Consider the following 18,432-nt stretch of genomic DNA (forward strand, 5'->3'; position numbering starts at 1 on the left):
AAACGCGCAGACTGCGGGAAATTCATAAATAATAGAGACCCGCCTCCGCACAGCACTTATCTGCTCGCCGCAAAAGCCGGGCAAGCAAACCGAAAGGCAAAACAACAATCGCGAAGCAGCATCTCAACAGGACCAGCACAAGACACATCCTCAAGGACGCCCAACTGCACGCAATACCTCGTCAACACAGCAGCGACGCAAAGGCGCTGGCACGCTAGCGATTAGACTTTGGCGCCGTCTTCTTTGCACCCTTCCCGTTTACCCGGTCATCACTGGCAATCACCACATCCTGAGGCTGGGAAAGCTCAATCAGATTGCCATCGGGGTCACGGATATAAACGGAAAGGATTGGAGAGCTGGCACCGGTCCGAAACGCCGGCCCCTCCTCTATTATCACAGAGGCCGCATTCAGCCGTGCGATAGCAGCATCCAGACTTTCAACGAGGAAGCACAGGTCAGCAGTGCCCGGCACCTGCTCACGGGCCAGCGGCTCATGCGCAATATCAACCGGCTGTAGGTTGATCTTCTGCTGTCCAAAATGCAACGCCCGTCGCCCACCTCCAAATACGATCTCCGTCATACCCAGTACGTCCTGATAAAAACGACTGGTACGTTCAACGTCATGAACGGTAAGCACGACATGATCGAGAGAAACCAACCTCATCACTCGCTCCTTTAACCGCGCGGCCCCAAAATTGCCTTGCGGCACTGGAATAAACACGCGCGAGAAACTGCATCAGCGTTTGCAACACCAACATAACCCTGCCTTGCACAGGGAACCAACACCTAGTTTCTGCCGAGATGAATAAATCGTGCACTGCCCAAATTTTAACCAACCTGCACAGTGCTTGTGCACCAGATATATTTCAGGTGCATTCCCCCCTTATTATTCACGGAGCAAACTGCCCGTTTTCGCGGCTTTTTATGAAAATTTCAAAACTGGCACGGTTTCTGCATTCAAAATACCAAAAGTTTTGATGCACGAACTTTCTGCACACGCGCTGGTCATTTTTTTAGAGCATGCCAGACCAGCAGCGCAGGCAGATAACAAGACGAACTGAGAGTGTGACGACCATGAAGAAAATCGAGGCGATCATTAAGCCGTTCAAACTGGATGAAGTGAAAGAAGCACTTCAGGAAGTTGGCCTTCAGGGGATCACCGTCACCGAGGCAAAAGGATTTGGCCGCCAGAAGGGTCATACAGAGCTCTATCGCGGTGCTGAATACGTGGTCGACTTTCTGCCAAAGGTGAAGGTTGAGATCGTACTCAACGACGATCTTGTTGAAAAAGCAGTAGAAGCCGTGCGCGATGCCGCACAGACCGGCCGCATTGGTGATGGCAAAATCTTTGTTTCAAACATCGAAGAAGCCATCCGTATCCGCACCGGCGAAACCGGTGAAGACGCCGTTTAAGACATTTTCCTGCCCGAAACCGTGAAGACTTGGATCAGGGAACGGGCCGAACACAGATTTAGAGTTTCCTGCATGAACGCAACTCACCGCGGGCGAACTCTAGGACTTAATAGGGGACCGGTGACGCGTTGGGGGGAGCACTCCCGCCAGGCTTGGTCTTCAGCAGAACAACACGACGCCACTGGCGAATTTATAAGAGGAATAGGAAGTTATGACGACCTCCGCTGATGTCTTGAAAGAAATCCAGGAAAAAGACGTAAAGTTCGTAGATCTTCGTTTTTCTGATCCACGCGGCAAGCTGCAGCACGTCACCATGGATGTTTCCCAGGTGCACGAAGACATGTTCGCTGAAGGCGTTGCATTCGACGGTTCTTCTATCGCTGGCTGGAAGGCGATCAACGAATCCGACATGATGCTGATGCCAGATCCGGAAACAGCTCATATCGACCCATTCTTCGCGCAGTCCACCATGTCCGTCTTCTGTGACGTTCTGGACCCACGCACAGGCGAAGGTTACAATCGTGACCCGCGTATGACAGCTAAGCGCGCGGAAGCCTATGTAAAAGCATGTGGCGCAGGCGACACTGTATACGTTGGCCCGGAAGCTGAATTCTTCATCTTCGATGACGTTCGCTTCGCATCCGATCCATACAACACCGGCTTCAAGCTGGACTGTTCCGAACTGCCATCAAACATGGACAGCGAGTATGAGTCCGGCAACCTCGGTCACCGCCCTCGCACAAAAGGCGGTTACTTCCCGGTTCCTCCAATCGACAGCGCTCAGGACATCCGTTCTGAAATGCTTTCCGTGATGACCGACATGGGCGTTAAGGTTGAAAAGCACCACCACGAAGTGGCAGCTGCTCAGCACGAACTGGGTATGCAGTTCCAGACCCTGACCACCATGGCTGACCACATGCAGATCTATAAGTATGCGGTTCATCAGGTTGCTCACGCTTATGGCAAGTCCGCGACCTTCATGCCTAAGCCAGTCTTCGGCGACAACGGCACAGGCATGCACTGCCACTTCTCCCTATGGGACGACGGCAAACCAACCTTCGCAGGCAACCAGTACGCAGACCTTTCCGAGAATGCTCTGTACTTCATCGGTGGCATCCTGAAGCACGCGAAATCTCTGAACGCATTCACCAATGCGTCCACCAACTCCTACAAGCGTCTGGTGCCGGGCTATGAGGCTCCAGTTCTTCTGGCATACTCTTCCCAGAACCGTTCTGCATCCTGCCGTATTCCATTCACATCTTCTCCGAAGGGCAAACGCGTTGAAGTTCGCTTCCCGGATCCTTCTGCAAACCCATACCTGGCGTTCGCTGCACAGCTGATGGCTGGCCTTGATGGCATCCGTAACAAGATCCATCCTGGTGAAGCAATGGATAAGAACCTGTACGATCTGCCAGCGGAAGAACTCTCCGAGATCCCAACCGTTGCAGCATCCCTGCGCGAAGCTCTGGAATGCCTCGATGCAGACCGTGAGTACCTCAAAGCAGGCGGCGTATTCGACGACGACCAGATCGACGCTTACATCGAACTGAAGATGGAAGAAGTCATGCGCACAGACATGACCCCTCACCCAGTTGAGTTCGACATGTACTACTCCGTCTAAGACAAGACAGGCCTGCTCTAACTCCAATGCAAACGGCGTCCCTTTATGAAGGCCAGAGGCTGGCTTTCAAATAAGGAGACGCTGTTAAAGAGCGGCCCCGTCATTTAGGCAAAAATAAAACCCCGACTGACCACAGTCGGGGTTTTATTTTGCCTGACATTCACCAGCCAGTCCGATGATACAATCCTGCATCAGAACACCGCCACATCACTCACGGCACCCCCAAAAGCTTTGCATAAATTTTCTTCACCAATCAACCGATCCCGCGACCAATAAAAGATTTTTGCCAGCCATTCCCACCTTCACATATCAACGCAGCAAAACCCTAAATAACGCAAACCAACGCACATTTGCGCGCAAACGAAATTCACCCACATCAGGCAGCAGAACTCTTTTTCATTTCAAGGTGTTTCTCCCCGCCTGAACGCACTAAAAAAACTCCCAAAAACCAACAAAATAATTCCGCCAACACACTCATCTTCCTAGGGTTTTCTATGAAACCGGCGAGTTCCGGCAAGCAGCCGCTAATTATTTTTTGCCCCATCTCTTGAAAGCAGGCTCAGCTATTCCTATCTTAATTTCAGGTCAAGAAAAGGAGAATGAATGACTCCACCAGACCTGCATGTTGCATGGTTTTGATAAAGGCAAAAATGCGTTTATGAAGACCCTCTACAAGGTGCAAAATTTATCAGAACTACCAAACGGCCTGAGCGACCGCGCGTCATCAGACGGTAAGCATGGATCGAACCCGGACGTACACGGGCGGAAATCAAATAAAACGCCCCAGCATATAGCCTTGAAACGGTAAATCGCGGCGATCCAACTACAAAAGCAAGACCCCGCAAGTCCTTCGAGAAGGACGCGGGGTTTTCTTTTGCCTGCAGCTAACTCCCCTTCCTCACAACCACAAAAAGCTCCCCTACGAGCGAAACTGTCCGCACAATTCCACCCCTTCCGCATAGCTTTTGGGCTTTCCTGAAAAAACGAGTGAATCCCAGCAAAAACTCAGGTATAGACCTTTCAACTTGGAAATACTCAGTAAATTGAACAGGCTTGACCAATGAGCTCATATAAATCCGAATTTATGCGGACAATGGAAGAACGCGGTTTTCTGCACCAACTCTCCAACGCCGAAGGGCTGGACGAATTGTGCGCCAACGAGACCGTAACCGCATATATTGGCTTTGACTGTACCGCGACCAGCTTGCACGTTGGCTCCCTCGTTCAGATCATGATGCTGCATTGGTTCCAGAAGACCGGCCACCGCCCGATCACCCTTATGGGAAGCGGCACCACCCGCGTTGGCGACCCGACCGGCAAAGACGAAAGCCGCAAGGTTCTGACCGATGAGGACATCGAGCGCAACAAGGACGGCATCAAGCAAGTCTTTGAAAAGTTTCTGACCTTTGGCGACGGCCCATCTGACGCTATGATGATGGACAATGCCGACTGGCTGCTCAAACTCAACTACATGGACTTCCTGCGCGATGTAGGCCGCTACTTTTCCGTCAACCAGATGATCCAGCGCGACAGCGTTCGCCTGCGTCTGGAACGCGAGCAGCACCTGTCGTTCCTAGAGTTCAACTACATGCTGCTTCAGGGCTACGATTACCTCGAAATCCACCGCCGCACCGGCTGCCGCCTGCAGATGGGTGGTTCCGATCAGTGGAGCAACATCCTCTCTGGCGTGGACCTTGGTCGCCGTCTCGCAGACAAAGAACTGTTCGCCCTTACCACCCCGCTGCTGACCACAGCCTCCGGCGCCAAAATGGGTAAAACCGCAGCAGGCGCTGTCTGGCTCAACGCCGACATGCTCAGCCCCTACGACTACTGGCAGTTCTGGCGCAATACCGAAGATGCAGACGTTGAGAAGTTCCTGAAACTCTTCACCATTCTGCCGATGGACGAGATCAAGCGCCTCGCAGTAATGGAAGGTGCCGGGATCAACGAAGCCAAGAAGGTGCTGGCCACAGAAGCAACCGCCCTGCTCCATGGCCGCGAGGAAGCTGAAAAAGCCGCCGAAACCGCTCGCAAGGCCTTTGAAGAAGGCGCAAACGCTGCGGGCCTGCCAACCATCGAGATTGCAAAAACGGAGCTGACCGAAGGCCTCGGTATCCTCAACCTGTTTGTGACAGCAGGCCTGTGCGCATCCAACGGGGAAGTGCGCCGCAACATCAAAGGCGGCGCCGTGCGCATCAACGACAAGGCAGAGCAAGATCACACCCGCACCGTGACACAGGCAGACCTGACCGACGACGGCGTGGTCAAGCTCTCTCTTGGCAAGAAAAAGCACGTTCTTCTAAAGCCGGTCTAACCAGCTGAGCCATAATGAGTTTGAAAAAGCCGGGCCTCACACCCGGCTTTTTTTGTGTCCGCAAGACCCATGCAAATTTATGCAATTACATCCAGCGGCCTGCACTTTGAACTAGGCCATTTATCCTAATCTGCCCCTTTCGTTTTAAGGGAATCCACATGGCCAAGCAGAAGTGGAACGCACAGAACTATCTAGAGTTCGCCGCCTATATCACCAGCTTCGGACGGGACACCTTGGAGCTGCTCGCCATACAACAGGGAGAGAGCATTCTGGATCTGGGATGCGGTGATGGAACACTGGCGCAGGAGATCCAGAGCCGCGGCGCTATCGTGACCGGCATTGACATCGCGCAGGATATGCTTGCGCTGGCAGACGAAAAAGGCATCAAGACCCTTCGCACTTCCGCTGAAAACCTTGATTTCGACGGAGAGTTCAACGCCGTATTCTCCAACGCAGCCCTCAACTGGATGCAGGACTATAGAGGCGTTATTCGCGGCGTGAAGAAAGCCCTGAAACCGGGAGGCAGGTTCGTCGGCGAAATGGGCTCTGACAAGAACTGCCGCATCATCCGATCTGCCATGGAGCACCTGTTCGCGGAAAACCCGGAATTCGGCCCCTACAAAAGCCCTTGGATTTTCCCACCGCCGAGCACCTATATCCGCGCGCTGAAAGAGGCAGGCTTCTCGATCATCTATCACACTGAAATTGACCGCAGAACAACGCTGGAAGCCGATATGAAGGGTTGGCTGGAGCTCTTTACAGATACCCTAACCCAGCAGCTGAACGAACCGCAGAAGAAGCGGTTTTACAGGGACCTCGTCAAACGGCTCGAACCGCAGCTATATTCAAGCGAGAAAGGCTGGGAGGTGGACCACGTCTGCATGCGCTTTGCAGCCTACCTGCCACCCCTTACCTGAACTCAAAGATACGGCGGAACACGCCCGGAGCGATCGCAGAGACCGGATTGACGTGGAACCTTGGATTGTCAAAGTTGCCATCCAGTTTGTAGGTCACCCCAAACAGCCCTTCATCAGACGAACCGCCGCCAAGAATAAGGCCGACCACCGGAAGTTTCGCAAACAGGTTATTGATTGCGTAGGCCGGCACAAACGTACCTGTCACATTAAGATTGCGGCTCTTCAGATTGGCGCTACCACTAAAGGTCCCACCAATAATGGCCCCGCTCAACGTTCCCTTGGAAACATTAATCTCATCGCCACGGCGTGTGAACTGCATCCGCATCTTGTGGAACGAAGCCTCACCGGAACTAACCGCAGCCGAATAAACCTCGTTATTGTGGGCTCCGCGAATATCCTCTGGCCTGATTCCTCTCAGCGCTTTAATCGCAGGATCTTCCGTAATGGAGAAGTCTGTGACCGTCAGCTGCCCCTCCCAATTGGTGTCAGTAGGCATTTGAATATCCAACTGCCCGGTACCACCCCGCATACGTGGGAAGACGTCCACAAACCGCAAAAACTCGCCAGTGTTGTTCATCTTGCCTTTCGCAAAGCGATGCTGTCCAGACCCACCAATGGTAAAGCTGAACTGCCCGCGGCTCGACGTTGCACCTGAAACAGTCAGATCAACGGGGCTCCCGCCGCGCAGTAGGCCATCAACCCGCACATTTTGAGCCTGAACACCTCTAAAGCCGATCAGCCGTGCGATATTCAAAGTAAGCCCAATCGACGCCTGATTATTCTTATCCGAAGCCTTGCCATGGTTCGCCCCAAAGGAATCAAAGAGGGCACGTCCGTCAAACCGTTCAGCATCCATAACAACATTGTAGCCACCGCCAGAACGCGGGCGGACAGTCATCTTGGCCTTATCATTAGGACGCAGGTTAAACGAGGAGAAGTCGGCCAGTGTCAGATTACCGGCCCCATCAATCTTCAGATTGCCCCGCACCTCAACGCCTTCTGCAAGGAAGGAAAAGTTATGAAGCGTCTTGGAATTACCGGATTCTGTCAGGCGGAACCGGGCAATCGCTTGTACACCCGGTGCTTTGCGCCAGCCCACTTCTGGAACATTAATTGTCGCTTTCGACAGGTCCAGCTCAAATGTCTTCGCACCGCTGAGATCTTCATAATTGACCTTCACAGCGCCCGTTACATAGTCTTGAAGATCAACGCCGTATTCTTTCAGATCCTTGGCATCAGCGACAAACGTCACGTCCTGCCTGTCATCGGCACCGCTTCCATCGCGACTGGCGCTAAAATCAATCTCGGACACAAAGCCATTCAGCTTGCCCTTACCTGAGACCAGCGTTTGTTCGTTATCAGCCTGAACAATCAGGTCTGCATTTTCGATTATCTGCCCGGAGATCTTCGCCGTACTGGTAAAATCCTTCAGGTCCAGACTGGCACGCCACTCAACATCGTTTACCGAGACTTGCCTGGTAAGTGGGAACGCGGCTTCTGCCCGAACTTCCCCCGTGCCGGTAAGATCAGCCGGCACCACACTAAAGCCATCCAGCGCGTTAATTGGTTCAGAATCAGCAAGCACAGCCAGATCATCAGCATTCCCCTGCACCCGCACCGACAATTCGGCAGTCTGGATACCAGGGCCAGCAATCCGTTGGACCCCAAACTGAACTTCCGGGATTTTCACGATATTACCGTCTTGCATACGGAAGTGGCCATCATGTCCGGTGATGGAGAAATTCTCATTCTCGATCTTGCCCGTGCCGGTAATATCCCGTGCCACCGGTAAAGAGTTCAGCGCCTTGACCGACCCGTCAATAACGTCAAACGATGCGGTAAGGCCATTGCCCTGCCACGCAGGTGTGCTGCGATCTCCGTCAAAGGCTGCCGGGCCAAGCGCCATATCCAACGAGATGTTATCAGCGCGGCCGGTTCCGATCTGATTAATCAGCCAGGTACGAACCCTTGGAGCAGTAATCGTCGGCCAGACTTGCAGCACTTCTCCAAAACTCAGGCTTGGGCTGAAAACTGAAAGCGCAAGCGACGGCCCTGGCTTGCCATAGTAAAACGAGCCAGCCAGATTGATGTCAGCATCAAGACCAACGGCACGCGCACGTTCAATAGAGATCAGCGAGTTTGTCGGATCAAACGTACCCAATGCATAGGCATCCGGGAACACCAGTGGCGGTGACTTAACATCATCCGGCGCTACCACGATTTCTCGCGAACCAAGCGTATAGTTCCACTCCGCACCTTCTGTGACCGGTGGCTGCAAAACACCGCCAAAGACGATACGGGTGTCCTTGCGGCGCAAATGAGAGCGCCCGATAACAATATCTGGGTTGTCACGCTGCAAACTGAGTGCCAGAAACGCTTCGTCGATTGTAACCGAGTTATCTGGCGCAGTCCGGATGAAGATGGGCGTGGTACGAACGTTCATGTCCGCTTTGACGAATTCACCTGTCGGCCAGAGCTCCGCATTTGCTTCAAAAGACAAACGCGTATTCGCCAGCTTGTTATCCTGCGCAAAGCTATGTGTTGGCAGCAAATCCCTCAAAGAGGCATCGTTCAACGTGACCGAAATGTTTCGCGTCCCGGTTTCCGGTGTCACAGTGCGCTTCAGATCCCAGGACCAATCCCCCTCACTGCCCACGATCTTCGCGTTAACGGCAAAGGACAGGTCATCAAGCAGCACAGCATTGGCATCAATACCGTCGGCAACAAACTCTTCGCTCGGTGTATTGATCACCAACCGGCCATATTCAATATTGACCGTCTCAAGATGCCAGCGTTTCAGCTCTTCAACCGCAATCACACTGAACTTGTCGATTGCCACAACGCGGTTTTGAACCCGTGGCAAAGGCTCGGAGCCACCAGCAAGCTTAATCGTCGCTGATGGGCGTTCAAGTGCAACGCTGGTCACTTCCAGGTTTCCGGTCAAAAGGCCGAAGAGATTCACCCCCACTTCGGCATGCGGAAGCAACACGGTCGCAGAAGTGCGCCCGTTGACACGGACCAGTGAATCCTCAAGGATTATGCTGCTTCCATTTTCACCAAACAGGTCGAATTGCGCGCGGCCAACTGTTACGTTGAGCGCTTGACTTTCAAATTGCCTGATTGCCCAATCCACTACATAAGGGATTGCAATCGGGCCACTCGCCAGCCGATAACCACCAAAAATGAAGATCAGGGCCAGAAAAACGCCTACAAGACCCCATATTACGCGGCGCTTAAAACGACGCGTAACAGAAGAGCTTTTAAGCTCTCTAGAATTTCCAACGTCGACGGCCAGATTCCTCATCCCTGTCTTAGTGGTACGTTCGAGTTTGCCCGAATCATAACCTGCGCTAGCATTGCGTGATCAAAGGTGCTCCGCAAGATAAATTGCTTTATTGCACCATACACAAAAAAGTACCGTCCCGAGAGACCAACTGGCACCCCAGGAGCAAAAAAGAATGCCTGACACGAAAGATGCAACACCGTCCGTACAGCTGGAAGGCATGCCCGCACCGGATTTCACCCTACCCACAGATTCTCAAGAACAATTCACCCTATCAGGACAAATTGGTCGGTTGGTAGTCGTTTATTTTTATCCAAAAGATGACACGCCCGGTTGCACCAAAGAGGCGATTGCCTTTACCGAACACGCAGCTGAGTTCCAAAAGCACGATGCTGTTATCATCGGCATTTCTCCCGATACACCATCAAAGCATGACAAGTTTAAGGCAAAACACGGTCTTACTGTCACACTCGGCTCAGATACCGAAAAAGAAGTGTGCAACGCCTATGGTGTCTGGGTAGAAAAAAACATGTACGGAAAGAAGTACATGGGCGTTGAACGCTCTACATTTCTCATTGATAAGACTGGTAAGATTGCCAAGATCTGGCGCAAGGTCCGCGTTCCCGGCCACGTCGAAAAGGTCTTGGAAGAACTAAAAGGTCTGAGCCAGTAAGAAATGCTAAAAATACCGGGCAACAACGAAGCAGATGCGTTTGCAGGACAAGCGCATCTGTCTCTCCCTGAAAAAACCAGTGTAAAGTCTCTAAGGGATGGCGCCCGCCAGATCCTGGAAACACCTGATCTGGAGTTAAAAGTAGCGCTTGCATACTACGTTGCAAATCAATGGTTTAAAGGCGCACTCTCTATCTCACGTGGTACAGGCGAAAAGCCCATGCCAGACCGCCCGGGTCGCCCGGCAAAACCGGAGTTACTACCACCACGAGATATGCCGAAGCGCGCTGTTGGCGGTAAGAATGGCAAGGTCGCGTTGCTCCACTCGCTGGCGCATATCGAGCTCAACGCCATTGATCTTACATGGGACCTGATTGGCCGCTTCACCCACGTGCCCATGCCCCGCTCCTATTACGATGACTTTGTGCGTGTCGGTCTGGAAGAGGCAAAGCACTTCACCCTTATTCAGGAAAGGCTCGCCCGGCTCGATCATTCCTACGGTGACCTGCCCGCCCATGACGGCCTCTGGCAGGCAGCTCAGTCAACAGGCAAGGACCTGATGGCTCGTCTTGCCATCATCCCATTGGTGCTTGAAGCTCGCGGCCTCGACATCACCCCGTCCATGATTGAGAAAGCAAACGCGACAGGAGATGAGGAAACAGCCAGCGTCCTGCATGTCATTTACCATGATGAGAAAGGCCATGTCGCCTACGGTGCAAAATGGTTCCGTTTCATGTGTGACCGGCACCGTGCTCGTCCTGAACCAAGCTTCCAGCAGCTTGTAAAAAAGCATTTCAAAGGGCCACTAAAACCCCCGTTTAATGACAGGGCAAGATCAGAGGCAGGCCTGACTCCGGGCTTCTATCGTCCGCTCATCAAGCTCACCTAAGGATACACTGCAGTTAGAATTTATTAACTATAACAAACTTTAATTGAATTTAATGAAATCTTTCTAGCGGGCAAACTGAGCAAGTGGTCATCCAATGAACATTTCTAGCTGCAGTGAGTTTCTGAGTAGTTACAAGCAATTGAAGTTGGGCAAGCCTATCCGGTTTGCGCGCATCACATCACAGCTGCGCGCAGTTCCGCCCATTGCCTATTGGGTATCTGGTTTGGTGGTTACCGCACTCGTATCGGCAGTATTAGCTAGCAGTTTTCAGCAATCACTTAACGAGATGCGACTGAGCTCCACATTATCCCGAGAAAGGGCGCTTCGGGAAAACTACGAGAGTGAAATCCGGAACCTGAAACTCCAACTCGGAGAATTACGCGGTCGGCTGGATCAGGATACCTCGGAGCTGAATGCCACCAGCAGCAGACAGCAAGAACTGCTGGAACAGCAATTCCAGGAAATCGAGGCTTTGGTAGCACTGGCTGAGCAGTCAAATCTGCTCCTGTCAGCCATTCCCCCCTCACCAAAGCGAAAGCCATTGAGGCGCGGAGCTGAAGCGGTATCCGCAAACAGCCTGTCATACGCGCCGCAACTCATCAATGCAGCACCGCTGGATTTTCTTACGACGCTCTCGGGTAAGCCCAATAGCACGGTTCAACCGGAAGTAACTAGAGCTCGGGATCCTGCGATTTCAAAGCAGGAGCAAGGCCGCCTCCTGCTCATCGCATACACGCAGGCCGCATTGGATGACGTCAAACGCACGCTGACCCTGCTCAAAAAGGCAGGTGTCTCACATCCAGCCTTGCTTACTCAAAACTCATCCGCCGGCGGTATCTATCAGGATATTGGATCCGCAGATCTGGGCACCAGCATAGTTGCAGCGCGCCGGATGATTGAACAGCGCCTCCAACTGAACGCGAAAGTTAACGCCCTCCCCTTCGGGCGCCCCCTCTCCAGCTTCAACGTATCAAGCTCATTTGGCCCAAGAACGGACCCATTCCTCGGCGAAACCGCAATGCACACCGGCCTTGATTTCAGGGCCAGTCGAGGAACACCGATAAAAGCAACCGGGTCCGGCATCGTGGCCCTTTCAAGGTACAACGGCGGCTACGGCCTTTCCGTGGAGATTCTCCACGACAACGGCTTAGTAACCCGCTACGCCCACATGAAAAAGCTGCTCGTCAGCCAAGGGCAGCGTGTAAACATTGGTGACATCATCGGCACAGTTGGCAACACAGGACGCTCAACTGGCCCCCACCTCCACTACGAAGTGCGCCTCAACGGCAAGCCAGTCAATCCAATGCATTTCATTCGCACCGGTGACAGGCTTGCTGCCATCTTCAAGCGCAAACAGAAAACCAAAATCGCTCTCAATCTTCCATGAGCCTCTTAAGACAACAAAAAGCCCCGAAACTCAGTTCCGGGGCTTTTTCAATTTCATTTCGCAAGTTCTGAGTTAGTCCAGATCTTCGACTGCAGCAGGTGCATTGCCAAAGGCGCGGTGCGCCAGTGTCGCTTCCATGAACTTATCCAGATCGCCATCCAGAACGTCAGAAGGTGCTGTGCTTTCCACACCGGTGCGCAGATCCTTTACCAGCTGGTACGGTTGCAGAACGTAAGAGCGGATCTGATGGCCCCAACCGATGTCGGTTTTAGACGCAGCATCCTTACTCGCCTGCTCTTCACGACGCTGCAATTCAGCCTCATAGAGACGCGCGCGCAGCATATCCCACGCAGTTGCGCGGTTCTTGTGCTGTGAACGTTCGCTCTGACACTGAACCACAATACCGGTCGGATTATGCGTGATGCGCACAGCAGAGTCAGTGGTGTTCACGTGCTGACCACCGGCACCAGAAGCGCGGTAGGTATCAATACGGCAATCGCTTTCGTTCACCTCAATATTGATGCTGTCATCAATAACCGGATAAACCCAGACAGACGCAAAGGACGTGTGCCGGCGCGCATTGGAATCGTAAGGCGAAATACGAACCAGACGATGAACACCGGCTTCGGTCTTCATCCAACCGTAGGCATTCTCACCCTTAACCAGCAAAGTCGCAGATTTAATACCCGCTTCTTCACCGTCATTGTATTCCATCAGCTCGACCTTATAGCCGTGCTGCTCACCCCAACGACGATACATACGCAGCAACATACTGGCCCAGTCCTGACTTTCAGTACCGCCGGCACCGGAGTTGATCTCGATGTACGTATCATTTCCGTCGGCTTCACCAGAAAGCAAAGATTGCAGCTGCAGCTTGTTGACCTGCTCCAGCATGGCCTTCAAAGCAGTCTCAGCCTCGTCAACGACAGACTGATCCTCTTCCATCTCGCCCATCTCAATCAGTTCCTGATTGTCGGCAAGATCCTGCTCAAGCTTGCGAACACCGCCAATGCTGTCATCCAACTGCTGGCGCTCACGCATCAGTTTCTGAGCATTCGTCGGGTCATTCCAAAGATCCGGGTCTTCAGAAAGCGCGTTGAGTTCATCTAGACGGACAAGTGCAGTGTCCCAGTCAAAGATGCCTCCTCAGCAGGCTTATGGCCTGCTTGATTTCGTCGACGATGGCCTCCATTTCGGCGCGCATCGGATACCTCACTTTTTTGAAAAACAATCATGCAGTTAATACTACTGCCTTGGGTGCGAACATAGTCGCAGCAATTCATTTCCGCAATCAGGCAGACCACAGAAACTGTGGGCTGGCCACGCAGTTAACGTGGCCAGCCCGCAATGTGTTTTAGTAAAGTCCGCCAGTACCGGTCATAACCGCTTCTCCAGCTTCAGGAGAAAGATTCTGTCGGATCCCGATCTCGTCCTGGAACCCGATGACAGAATAGCTGTCAGGTGGCGATGTGCCAGGCTTGAAGGATTCCAGAATGGTTCCTGGATCCCCGGCATTCGCCCGCAAGCCCGTACGACGGTTGATGGACACCAAGCTCAGGCCATTTGGAACACGGAACTCCAGAGGAGGAGTATCCTCTAATGCGTCCTCCATGAAGGAGGTGAAGATCGGCGCAGCAACCACGCCGCCCGTCGCACCACGGCCCATTTTGCGGGGCGTATCGAACCCAACAAACACTCCAACAGTCAGCTCCGGCGTAAAGCCAACGAACCATGCATCGCGCTCATCATTCGTGGTACCGGTTTTACCGGCAACAGGACGACCAACCGCTTTAACGCTCGTCGCGGTACCGCGCTGGACCACACCCTCCATCATAGAGGTGACCTGATAGGCAGTCATCGGATCCAGCACCTGGTCACGTGTATCGATCAACTGAGGCTCGGCCTGATGATCCCAGTATTCTCCGGAACAATCGGTGCAAACCAGCTGGTCGTTCTGATAGATGGTCTCACCATACCGGTTTTGAATGCGGTCAATCAGGGTCGGCTTCACACGTCGCCCACCATTGGCAATCATGGAGTAAGCCGCAGTCATGCGCATAACGGTGGTTTCGCCAGCACCGAGGGACATGGACAGTACTGGCATCATATTGTCATCGATGCCAAAGCTACGCGCATACTCGGCGACCAAATCCATGCCCATATCCTGAGCAAGACGAACCGTCATCACGTTACGGGAAAGCTCAATACCTGTGCGCAAGGTGGAAGGCCCATAGAACTTGCCGCCGTAGTTTTGCGGTTTCCATGTGTCCAGCCCCGGCCCCTGCTCGATCTCAACCGGCGCATCCAGCACCACAGAGGATGGCGTATAACCATTATCCAGTGCTGCTGCATAAACGAACGGTTTGAAAACGGAACCCGGCTGACGCCATGCCTGCGTTGCGCGGTTGAACTGGCTGTCTGCAAAGCTAAATCCGCCAACAAGTGCCAGAACACGGCCCGTATGTGGATCCATTGCCACAAGCGCACCGGAAACTTCCGGAACCTGACGCAGCACATACTTGCCGGTCGGCATCCGCTGAACGTAAATCACATCGCCCGGTGTCAGAACTTCCTGCACATTGCGCGGAGCACGGCCATCAACGCGGGCCCACTTCATATCGCTCAGGTCCAGATCAGCTCGCACGCGCTCAGTCGACAGCTTCCGGTTCGCCAACTTTTCTGGACGAAGGCCGACAACAGCTTTCTGATTGCTCACGGAAAGAACAACTGCACTCGTCCACTCGGGTACATCATTCAGCGTTTTAACCTTGTCGAGCGCCGCACCCCAGTCATCGGAGGAGATTTCAATCGTGCTGATCGGGCCGCGCCATTTGCCGCGCTGGTGATCAAAGTTGACCAAACCATCACGCAGAGCCTTACGCGCCTTCAACTGCATGTCCGGGTCAAGCGAGGTCCGAACGGACAGACCATCTTCGTACAGCTTCTCTTCGCCGTATTGAGAGGCAAGTTGCCGACGTACCGCTTCTGAGAAGTACTCAGAGCCTCTCACAAGGTTTCCGGTTGGGCGCAGCTTCACTGTCAGTGGCTTGGCTTTTGCTTCAATGCCTTCCTGAACGGATGCGTATCCATTTTCAACCATCCGGTCGATAACCCAGTTACGACGCTCAATAGCACGGTCCCGGTAACGGTATGGGTGATAGTTCGAAGGTCCCTTAGGAACAGCAGCAAGATAAGCAATTTCTTCCAGCTCAAGCTCATGAACGGATTTATCAAAGAGGATCAGGGAAGCAGCTCCAACGCCATACGCTCCCACACCCAGATAAATTTCGTTCAGATACAACTCAAGAATTTCATCCTTGGTGTAAGCCTGCTCAATACGCAAAGCTAGCAGCGCTTCCTTGATCTTGCGTTCGTACTTCTGCTCGCTGGTAAGAAGGAAGTTCTTTGCAACCTGCTGGGTAATCGTGGACGCACCAACAAGACGGCGCCCGGAACCACTGTTGCGCAGGTTCGTAATCAGCGCACGGCCAATGCCCCACGGGTCAAGGCCAATGTGGTCATAGAAGTTCTTGTCTTCAGCAGACAGGAAGGCTTGCTTGACGCGATCCGGAATAGCCTGGATCGGAATAAACAAACGCCGCTCACGCGCGAACTCATACATAAGATGGCCATCAGCAGCATGCACGCGGGTCATCACTGGAGGCTCGTAGTCCTTCAGTGCGGTATAATCCGGCAGATCCTTGGTTATGTCATTGAGATAAATCCACAGTCCGGCAGCTACGACTAGCCCCAGAACAACTGAAATCCCAAAGAGATATCCAATGAACTTCAATAATAATCTCATATTCGGGCTCGTTTGCTTTCCCGCTAAGAAGGTTCGTTTCGTGAAGCCAGCATTCCAGAGCCAGTTTCAAACGCCGTTCCTGATGCATTTCCCGTGTTGGGTCAAGAGGTCTTGCCCGGAATGAAAGCAGCAGAACCGAATCCAGACTTCACTGTTACAGTTTGGCACTCAATCGCTCTTCATTATGGCAAAGCTGAGGCAAGAACTTAGCCTTTATCCCACCGCAGCAGCGACACATAAGCACCTGAAAAACAATCATACCAAACAGCTACTGCTGCGCAATTTTGGCCCGAAAGAAACTGTTCGTTGCCTGAACAATTGCATCCGACACACGCTCCCTCCACTCATCCGAACCTAACATTTTTTCATCCAGATTATTGGACAGAAATCCAAGTTCGATCAAAACGGAAGGAACATCGTGACTTTTAAGCACCTGAAATCCCGCAGCACGGAGAGGATTTTTAATAACCGTTGTGGCGCTTTTAAGTTCCTCAACCACCAATCGTGCAAAATGAATCGAAAAATTCTTCGTTTCGCGGCGCGTCAGCTCCACCAGAATATCCGTAACCTCTTCTGGTTCATCAGAAAAATCCACTCCGCCGATCACATCGGAGTAGTTTTCGCGCCGCGCTAATGCTGCTGCCATCCGGTCCGATGCCTTCTCCGAAAGCGTGTAGATTGAGGCGCCTCGGGTGGTCTCTGCCCCATTTGTGATCGAATCTGCATGGATCGAAATGAAAAGGTCAGCGCCCTTCCCCCGTGCCAGTTTGGTCCTCTTCCCAAGAGAGAGAAACCTGTCGTCATCACGGGTTAGGTAAACCTCATAATATCCCAGCTTATCCAGTTTTTCTTTCAAAAAGCGACCAAAGTTCAGAACGATCGCCTTCTCCAGCGTGCCGTTGCTACCAACAGCACCTGAATCAACCCCGCCATGGCCTGGGTCAATCACAATCACCGGTAGATTACTTTGGGCGGGCCCTGCCTGCGCCTCAACCCCCTGCCCCTGTGGTACAGAACCAGTCGCGCCCACTGGCAGCGTTTGCGCGATAGCCTTACCAACTGCCTCTTCAAACTCTTCAGGAGAAGATTCGGTCAGGTCAATCACCAACCGCGTCGGCTGCCCCTGCACCCCCGGAAGTAGGAATGTCTTATCCAGCGTAACCGGCGCATTCAGATCAAGCACAACTCGCGAACGGCCTTTGGAGATGGAACCATAGCGCCATGATTTCACGAGCCCGCGCCCTTTTGGCACGAAGTCACCTGGAAATTTAAAGGCAACAGATGGCAGGTCAATCACCAACCGATAGGGACGGGACAAGAACGACAGGCCGTAACCAACCTCGCCGTCCATATCCAAAATAAAACGTGTGCGCGCCATATCACCGGCAACACGGGCATCGGAAACCACGGAAACCGCGTTTTGCGCAAAAGCTGTCGGATTGACGTAAAGAACCGCGACGAGAGAAAACGCTAGACAAAAAAATCTGAGAGCACCGAACCTAATTGCGTGACTGATGCGGCCCACCTTTTCACTCCCCCATTCAAACGCTGGCAATTTAGTTTAAATCAAGTTGAACGATTAAATGACGATTAAGCGAAAGTCACCCTGCCAAACCCATCATTAAGCATTGATTAACAACTGCAGCTTTGGGACCAGTGCACCCTCAGAACGATTTTCCCAAGCTTGCCAAGTGTCTCTATGAATCGTAAAAGGAATATTAGGACTTCGATTTGGAACTGTTCTGTAAAGTTGTGAGCCGTATTCTTTGAAGCAGATATCCTGAGATTTTCGCAGTTTTCAAGCTGCTCAGAATGCTTCAAGACCCTTTATGAGCTAATTGTGCCGTTTCCGGTTTGTTGATGAGGATGCGGTATAAACCAACTGGAAGAGCAGTCTGCTCGAGAACCAAGACAGATTTTTGCCATACCATTTTAGGCTATGGCGGGTTGTGAACAGATTTTCTGTTGCTTGGGATAAATGCTTTTTCTCCGATTTTTCGGTGAGATAAGCCAGCCAGGAACAGGGATAGACGTTTACAGGTTGGAAGCCTGAAGAAGCGCTTCCGTTGGATGCATACCGCCTTACGGGCGGTCAAAAAAGAGATCATTAAGGGCGAACGGTTTGTCAAAG

12 protein-coding genes are annotated in these 18,432 nt (G+C 52.6%); 7 read left to right on the forward strand and 5 right to left on the reverse strand.

Going from position 1 to position 18,432, the window contains the following annotated elements; genetic code table 11:
* Positions 1 to 214: 214 nt before the first annotated feature.
* Positions 215 to 667 (reverse strand): VOC family protein, encoded by a 453-nt coding sequence (locus IE076_RS13410; RefSeq protein WP_209009090.1) that lies wholly within the window; start codon positions 665 to 667, stop codon positions 215 to 217.
* Between the two features lie 407 nt (positions 668 to 1,074).
* Here IE076_RS13410 and IE076_RS13415 point away from each other — a divergent pair, with 407 nt between their 5' ends.
* The 4 genes from IE076_RS13415 to IE076_RS13430 all read left to right on the forward strand — a co-directional run bounded on the left by IE076_RS13415 (position 1,075) and on the right by IE076_RS13430 (position 6,265).
* Entirely contained in the window at positions 1,075 to 1,413 is a 339-nt protein-coding gene (locus tag IE076_RS13415) for a P-II family nitrogen regulator (protein WP_189437281.1), read from the forward strand.
* A 211-nt stretch (positions 1,414 to 1,624) separates the two neighbouring features.
* Positions 1,625 to 3,034: a type I glutamate--ammonia ligase gene (gene glnA / locus IE076_RS13420; protein ID WP_189437282.1), complete on the forward strand. Its 1,410-nt coding sequence runs from the start codon at positions 1,625 to 1,627 to the stop codon at positions 3,032 to 3,034.
* A 1,060-nt stretch (positions 3,035 to 4,094) separates the two neighbouring features.
* Positions 4,095 to 5,348, forward strand: a complete 1,254-nt coding sequence (tyrS, locus tag IE076_RS13425) for a tyrosine--tRNA ligase (protein WP_189437283.1) — start codon at positions 4,095 to 4,097, stop codon at positions 5,346 to 5,348.
* Between the two features lie 158 nt (positions 5,349 to 5,506).
* Positions 5,507 to 6,265 carry a class I SAM-dependent methyltransferase gene (locus IE076_RS13430; protein ID WP_189437284.1) on the forward strand — a complete coding sequence of 253 codons (759 nt, stop codon included), beginning with the start codon at positions 5,507 to 5,509 and terminating at the stop codon, positions 6,263 to 6,265.
* Here the strand turns inward: IE076_RS13430 and IE076_RS13435 are convergent.
* Entirely contained in the window at positions 6,258 to 9,569 is a 3,312-nt protein-coding gene (locus IE076_RS13435; protein ID WP_209009091.1) for an AsmA-like C-terminal domain-containing protein, read from the reverse strand. The two genes, IE076_RS13430 and IE076_RS13435, sit on opposite strands and share 8 nt — an antisense overlap.
* A 154-nt stretch (positions 9,570 to 9,723) precedes the next feature.
* Between IE076_RS13435 and bcp the strand changes: the two genes are divergently transcribed.
* From bcp to IE076_RS13450, 3 genes are all read left to right on the forward strand, one after another.
* Positions 9,724 to 10,221, forward strand: a complete 498-nt coding sequence (bcp, locus tag IE076_RS13440) for a thioredoxin-dependent thiol peroxidase (protein ID WP_189437285.1) — start codon at positions 9,724 to 9,726, stop codon at positions 10,219 to 10,221.
* A gap of 3 nt (positions 10,222 to 10,224) precedes the next feature.
* Positions 10,225 to 11,109 (forward strand): ferritin-like domain-containing protein, encoded by an 885-nt coding sequence (locus IE076_RS13445; RefSeq protein ID WP_189437286.1) that lies wholly within the window; start codon positions 10,225 to 10,227, stop codon positions 11,107 to 11,109.
* A gap of 94 nt (positions 11,110 to 11,203) precedes the next feature.
* Positions 11,204 to 12,496 (forward strand): M23 family metallopeptidase, encoded by a 1,293-nt coding sequence (locus IE076_RS13450; RefSeq protein WP_209009092.1) that lies wholly within the window; start codon positions 11,204 to 11,206, stop codon positions 12,494 to 12,496.
* A 72-nt stretch (positions 12,497 to 12,568) separates the two neighbouring features.
* Here the strand turns inward: IE076_RS13450 and prfB are convergent.
* The 3 genes from prfB to IE076_RS13465 form a co-directional block, all read right to left on the reverse strand.
* Positions 12,569 to 13,700 (reverse strand): peptide chain release factor 2 gene (gene prfB, locus IE076_RS13455; protein ID WP_189437287.1). Its coding sequence is split into 2 segments (ribosomal slippage): positions 12,569 to 13,630 and positions 13,632 to 13,700, totalling 1,131 coding nucleotides; the frame shifts between segments, so codons are not numbered across the junction.
* Positions 13,701 to 13,850: 150 nt separating this feature from the next.
* Positions 13,851 to 16,301, reverse strand: a complete 2,451-nt coding sequence (locus IE076_RS13460; protein WP_189437288.1) for a penicillin-binding protein 1A — start codon at positions 16,299 to 16,301, stop codon at positions 13,851 to 13,853.
* A gap of 268 nt (positions 16,302 to 16,569) precedes the next feature.
* Entirely contained in the window at positions 16,570 to 17,826 is a 1,257-nt protein-coding gene (locus IE076_RS13465; RefSeq protein ID WP_244649671.1) for an N-acetylmuramoyl-L-alanine amidase, read from the reverse strand.
* Positions 17,827 to 18,432: the final 606 nt, after the last annotated feature.

It is taken from the genome of Pseudovibrio japonicus (assembly GCF_014651595.1).
Taxonomy (GTDB): domain Bacteria; phylum Pseudomonadota; class Alphaproteobacteria; order Rhizobiales; family Stappiaceae; genus Pseudovibrio; species Pseudovibrio japonicus.

What these genes read in the sequence shown, in the direction of transcription:
- IE076_RS13430 (WP_189437284.1), top strand. Translation starts at nt 5,507, where the DNA reads ATGGCCAAGCAGAAGTGGAACGCACAGAACTATCTAGAGTTCGCCGCC.
- tyrS (WP_189437283.1), top strand. Translation starts at nt 4,095, where the DNA reads ATGAGCTCATATAAATCCGAATTTATGCGGACAATGGAAGAACGCGGT.
- glnA (WP_189437282.1), top strand. Translation starts at nt 1,625, where the DNA reads ATGACGACCTCCGCTGATGTCTTGAAAGAAATCCAGGAAAAAGACGTA.
- IE076_RS13415 (WP_189437281.1), top strand. Translation starts at nt 1,075, where the DNA reads ATGAAGAAAATCGAGGCGATCATTAAGCCGTTCAAACTGGATGAAGTG.
- IE076_RS13435 (WP_209009091.1), bottom strand. Translation starts at nt 9,569, where the DNA reads ATGAGGAATCTGGCCGTCGACGTTGGAAATTCTAGAGAGCTTAAAAGC.
- IE076_RS13445 (WP_189437286.1), top strand. Translation starts at nt 10,225, where the DNA reads ATGCTAAAAATACCGGGCAACAACGAAGCAGATGCGTTTGCAGGACAA.
- bcp (WP_189437285.1), top strand. Translation starts at nt 9,724, where the DNA reads ATGCCTGACACGAAAGATGCAACACCGTCCGTACAGCTGGAAGGCATG.
- IE076_RS13460 (WP_189437288.1), bottom strand. Translation starts at nt 16,301, where the DNA reads ATGAGATTATTATTGAAGTTCATTGGATATCTCTTTGGGATTTCAGTT.
- IE076_RS13450 (WP_209009092.1), top strand. Translation starts at nt 11,204, where the DNA reads ATGAACATTTCTAGCTGCAGTGAGTTTCTGAGTAGTTACAAGCAATTG.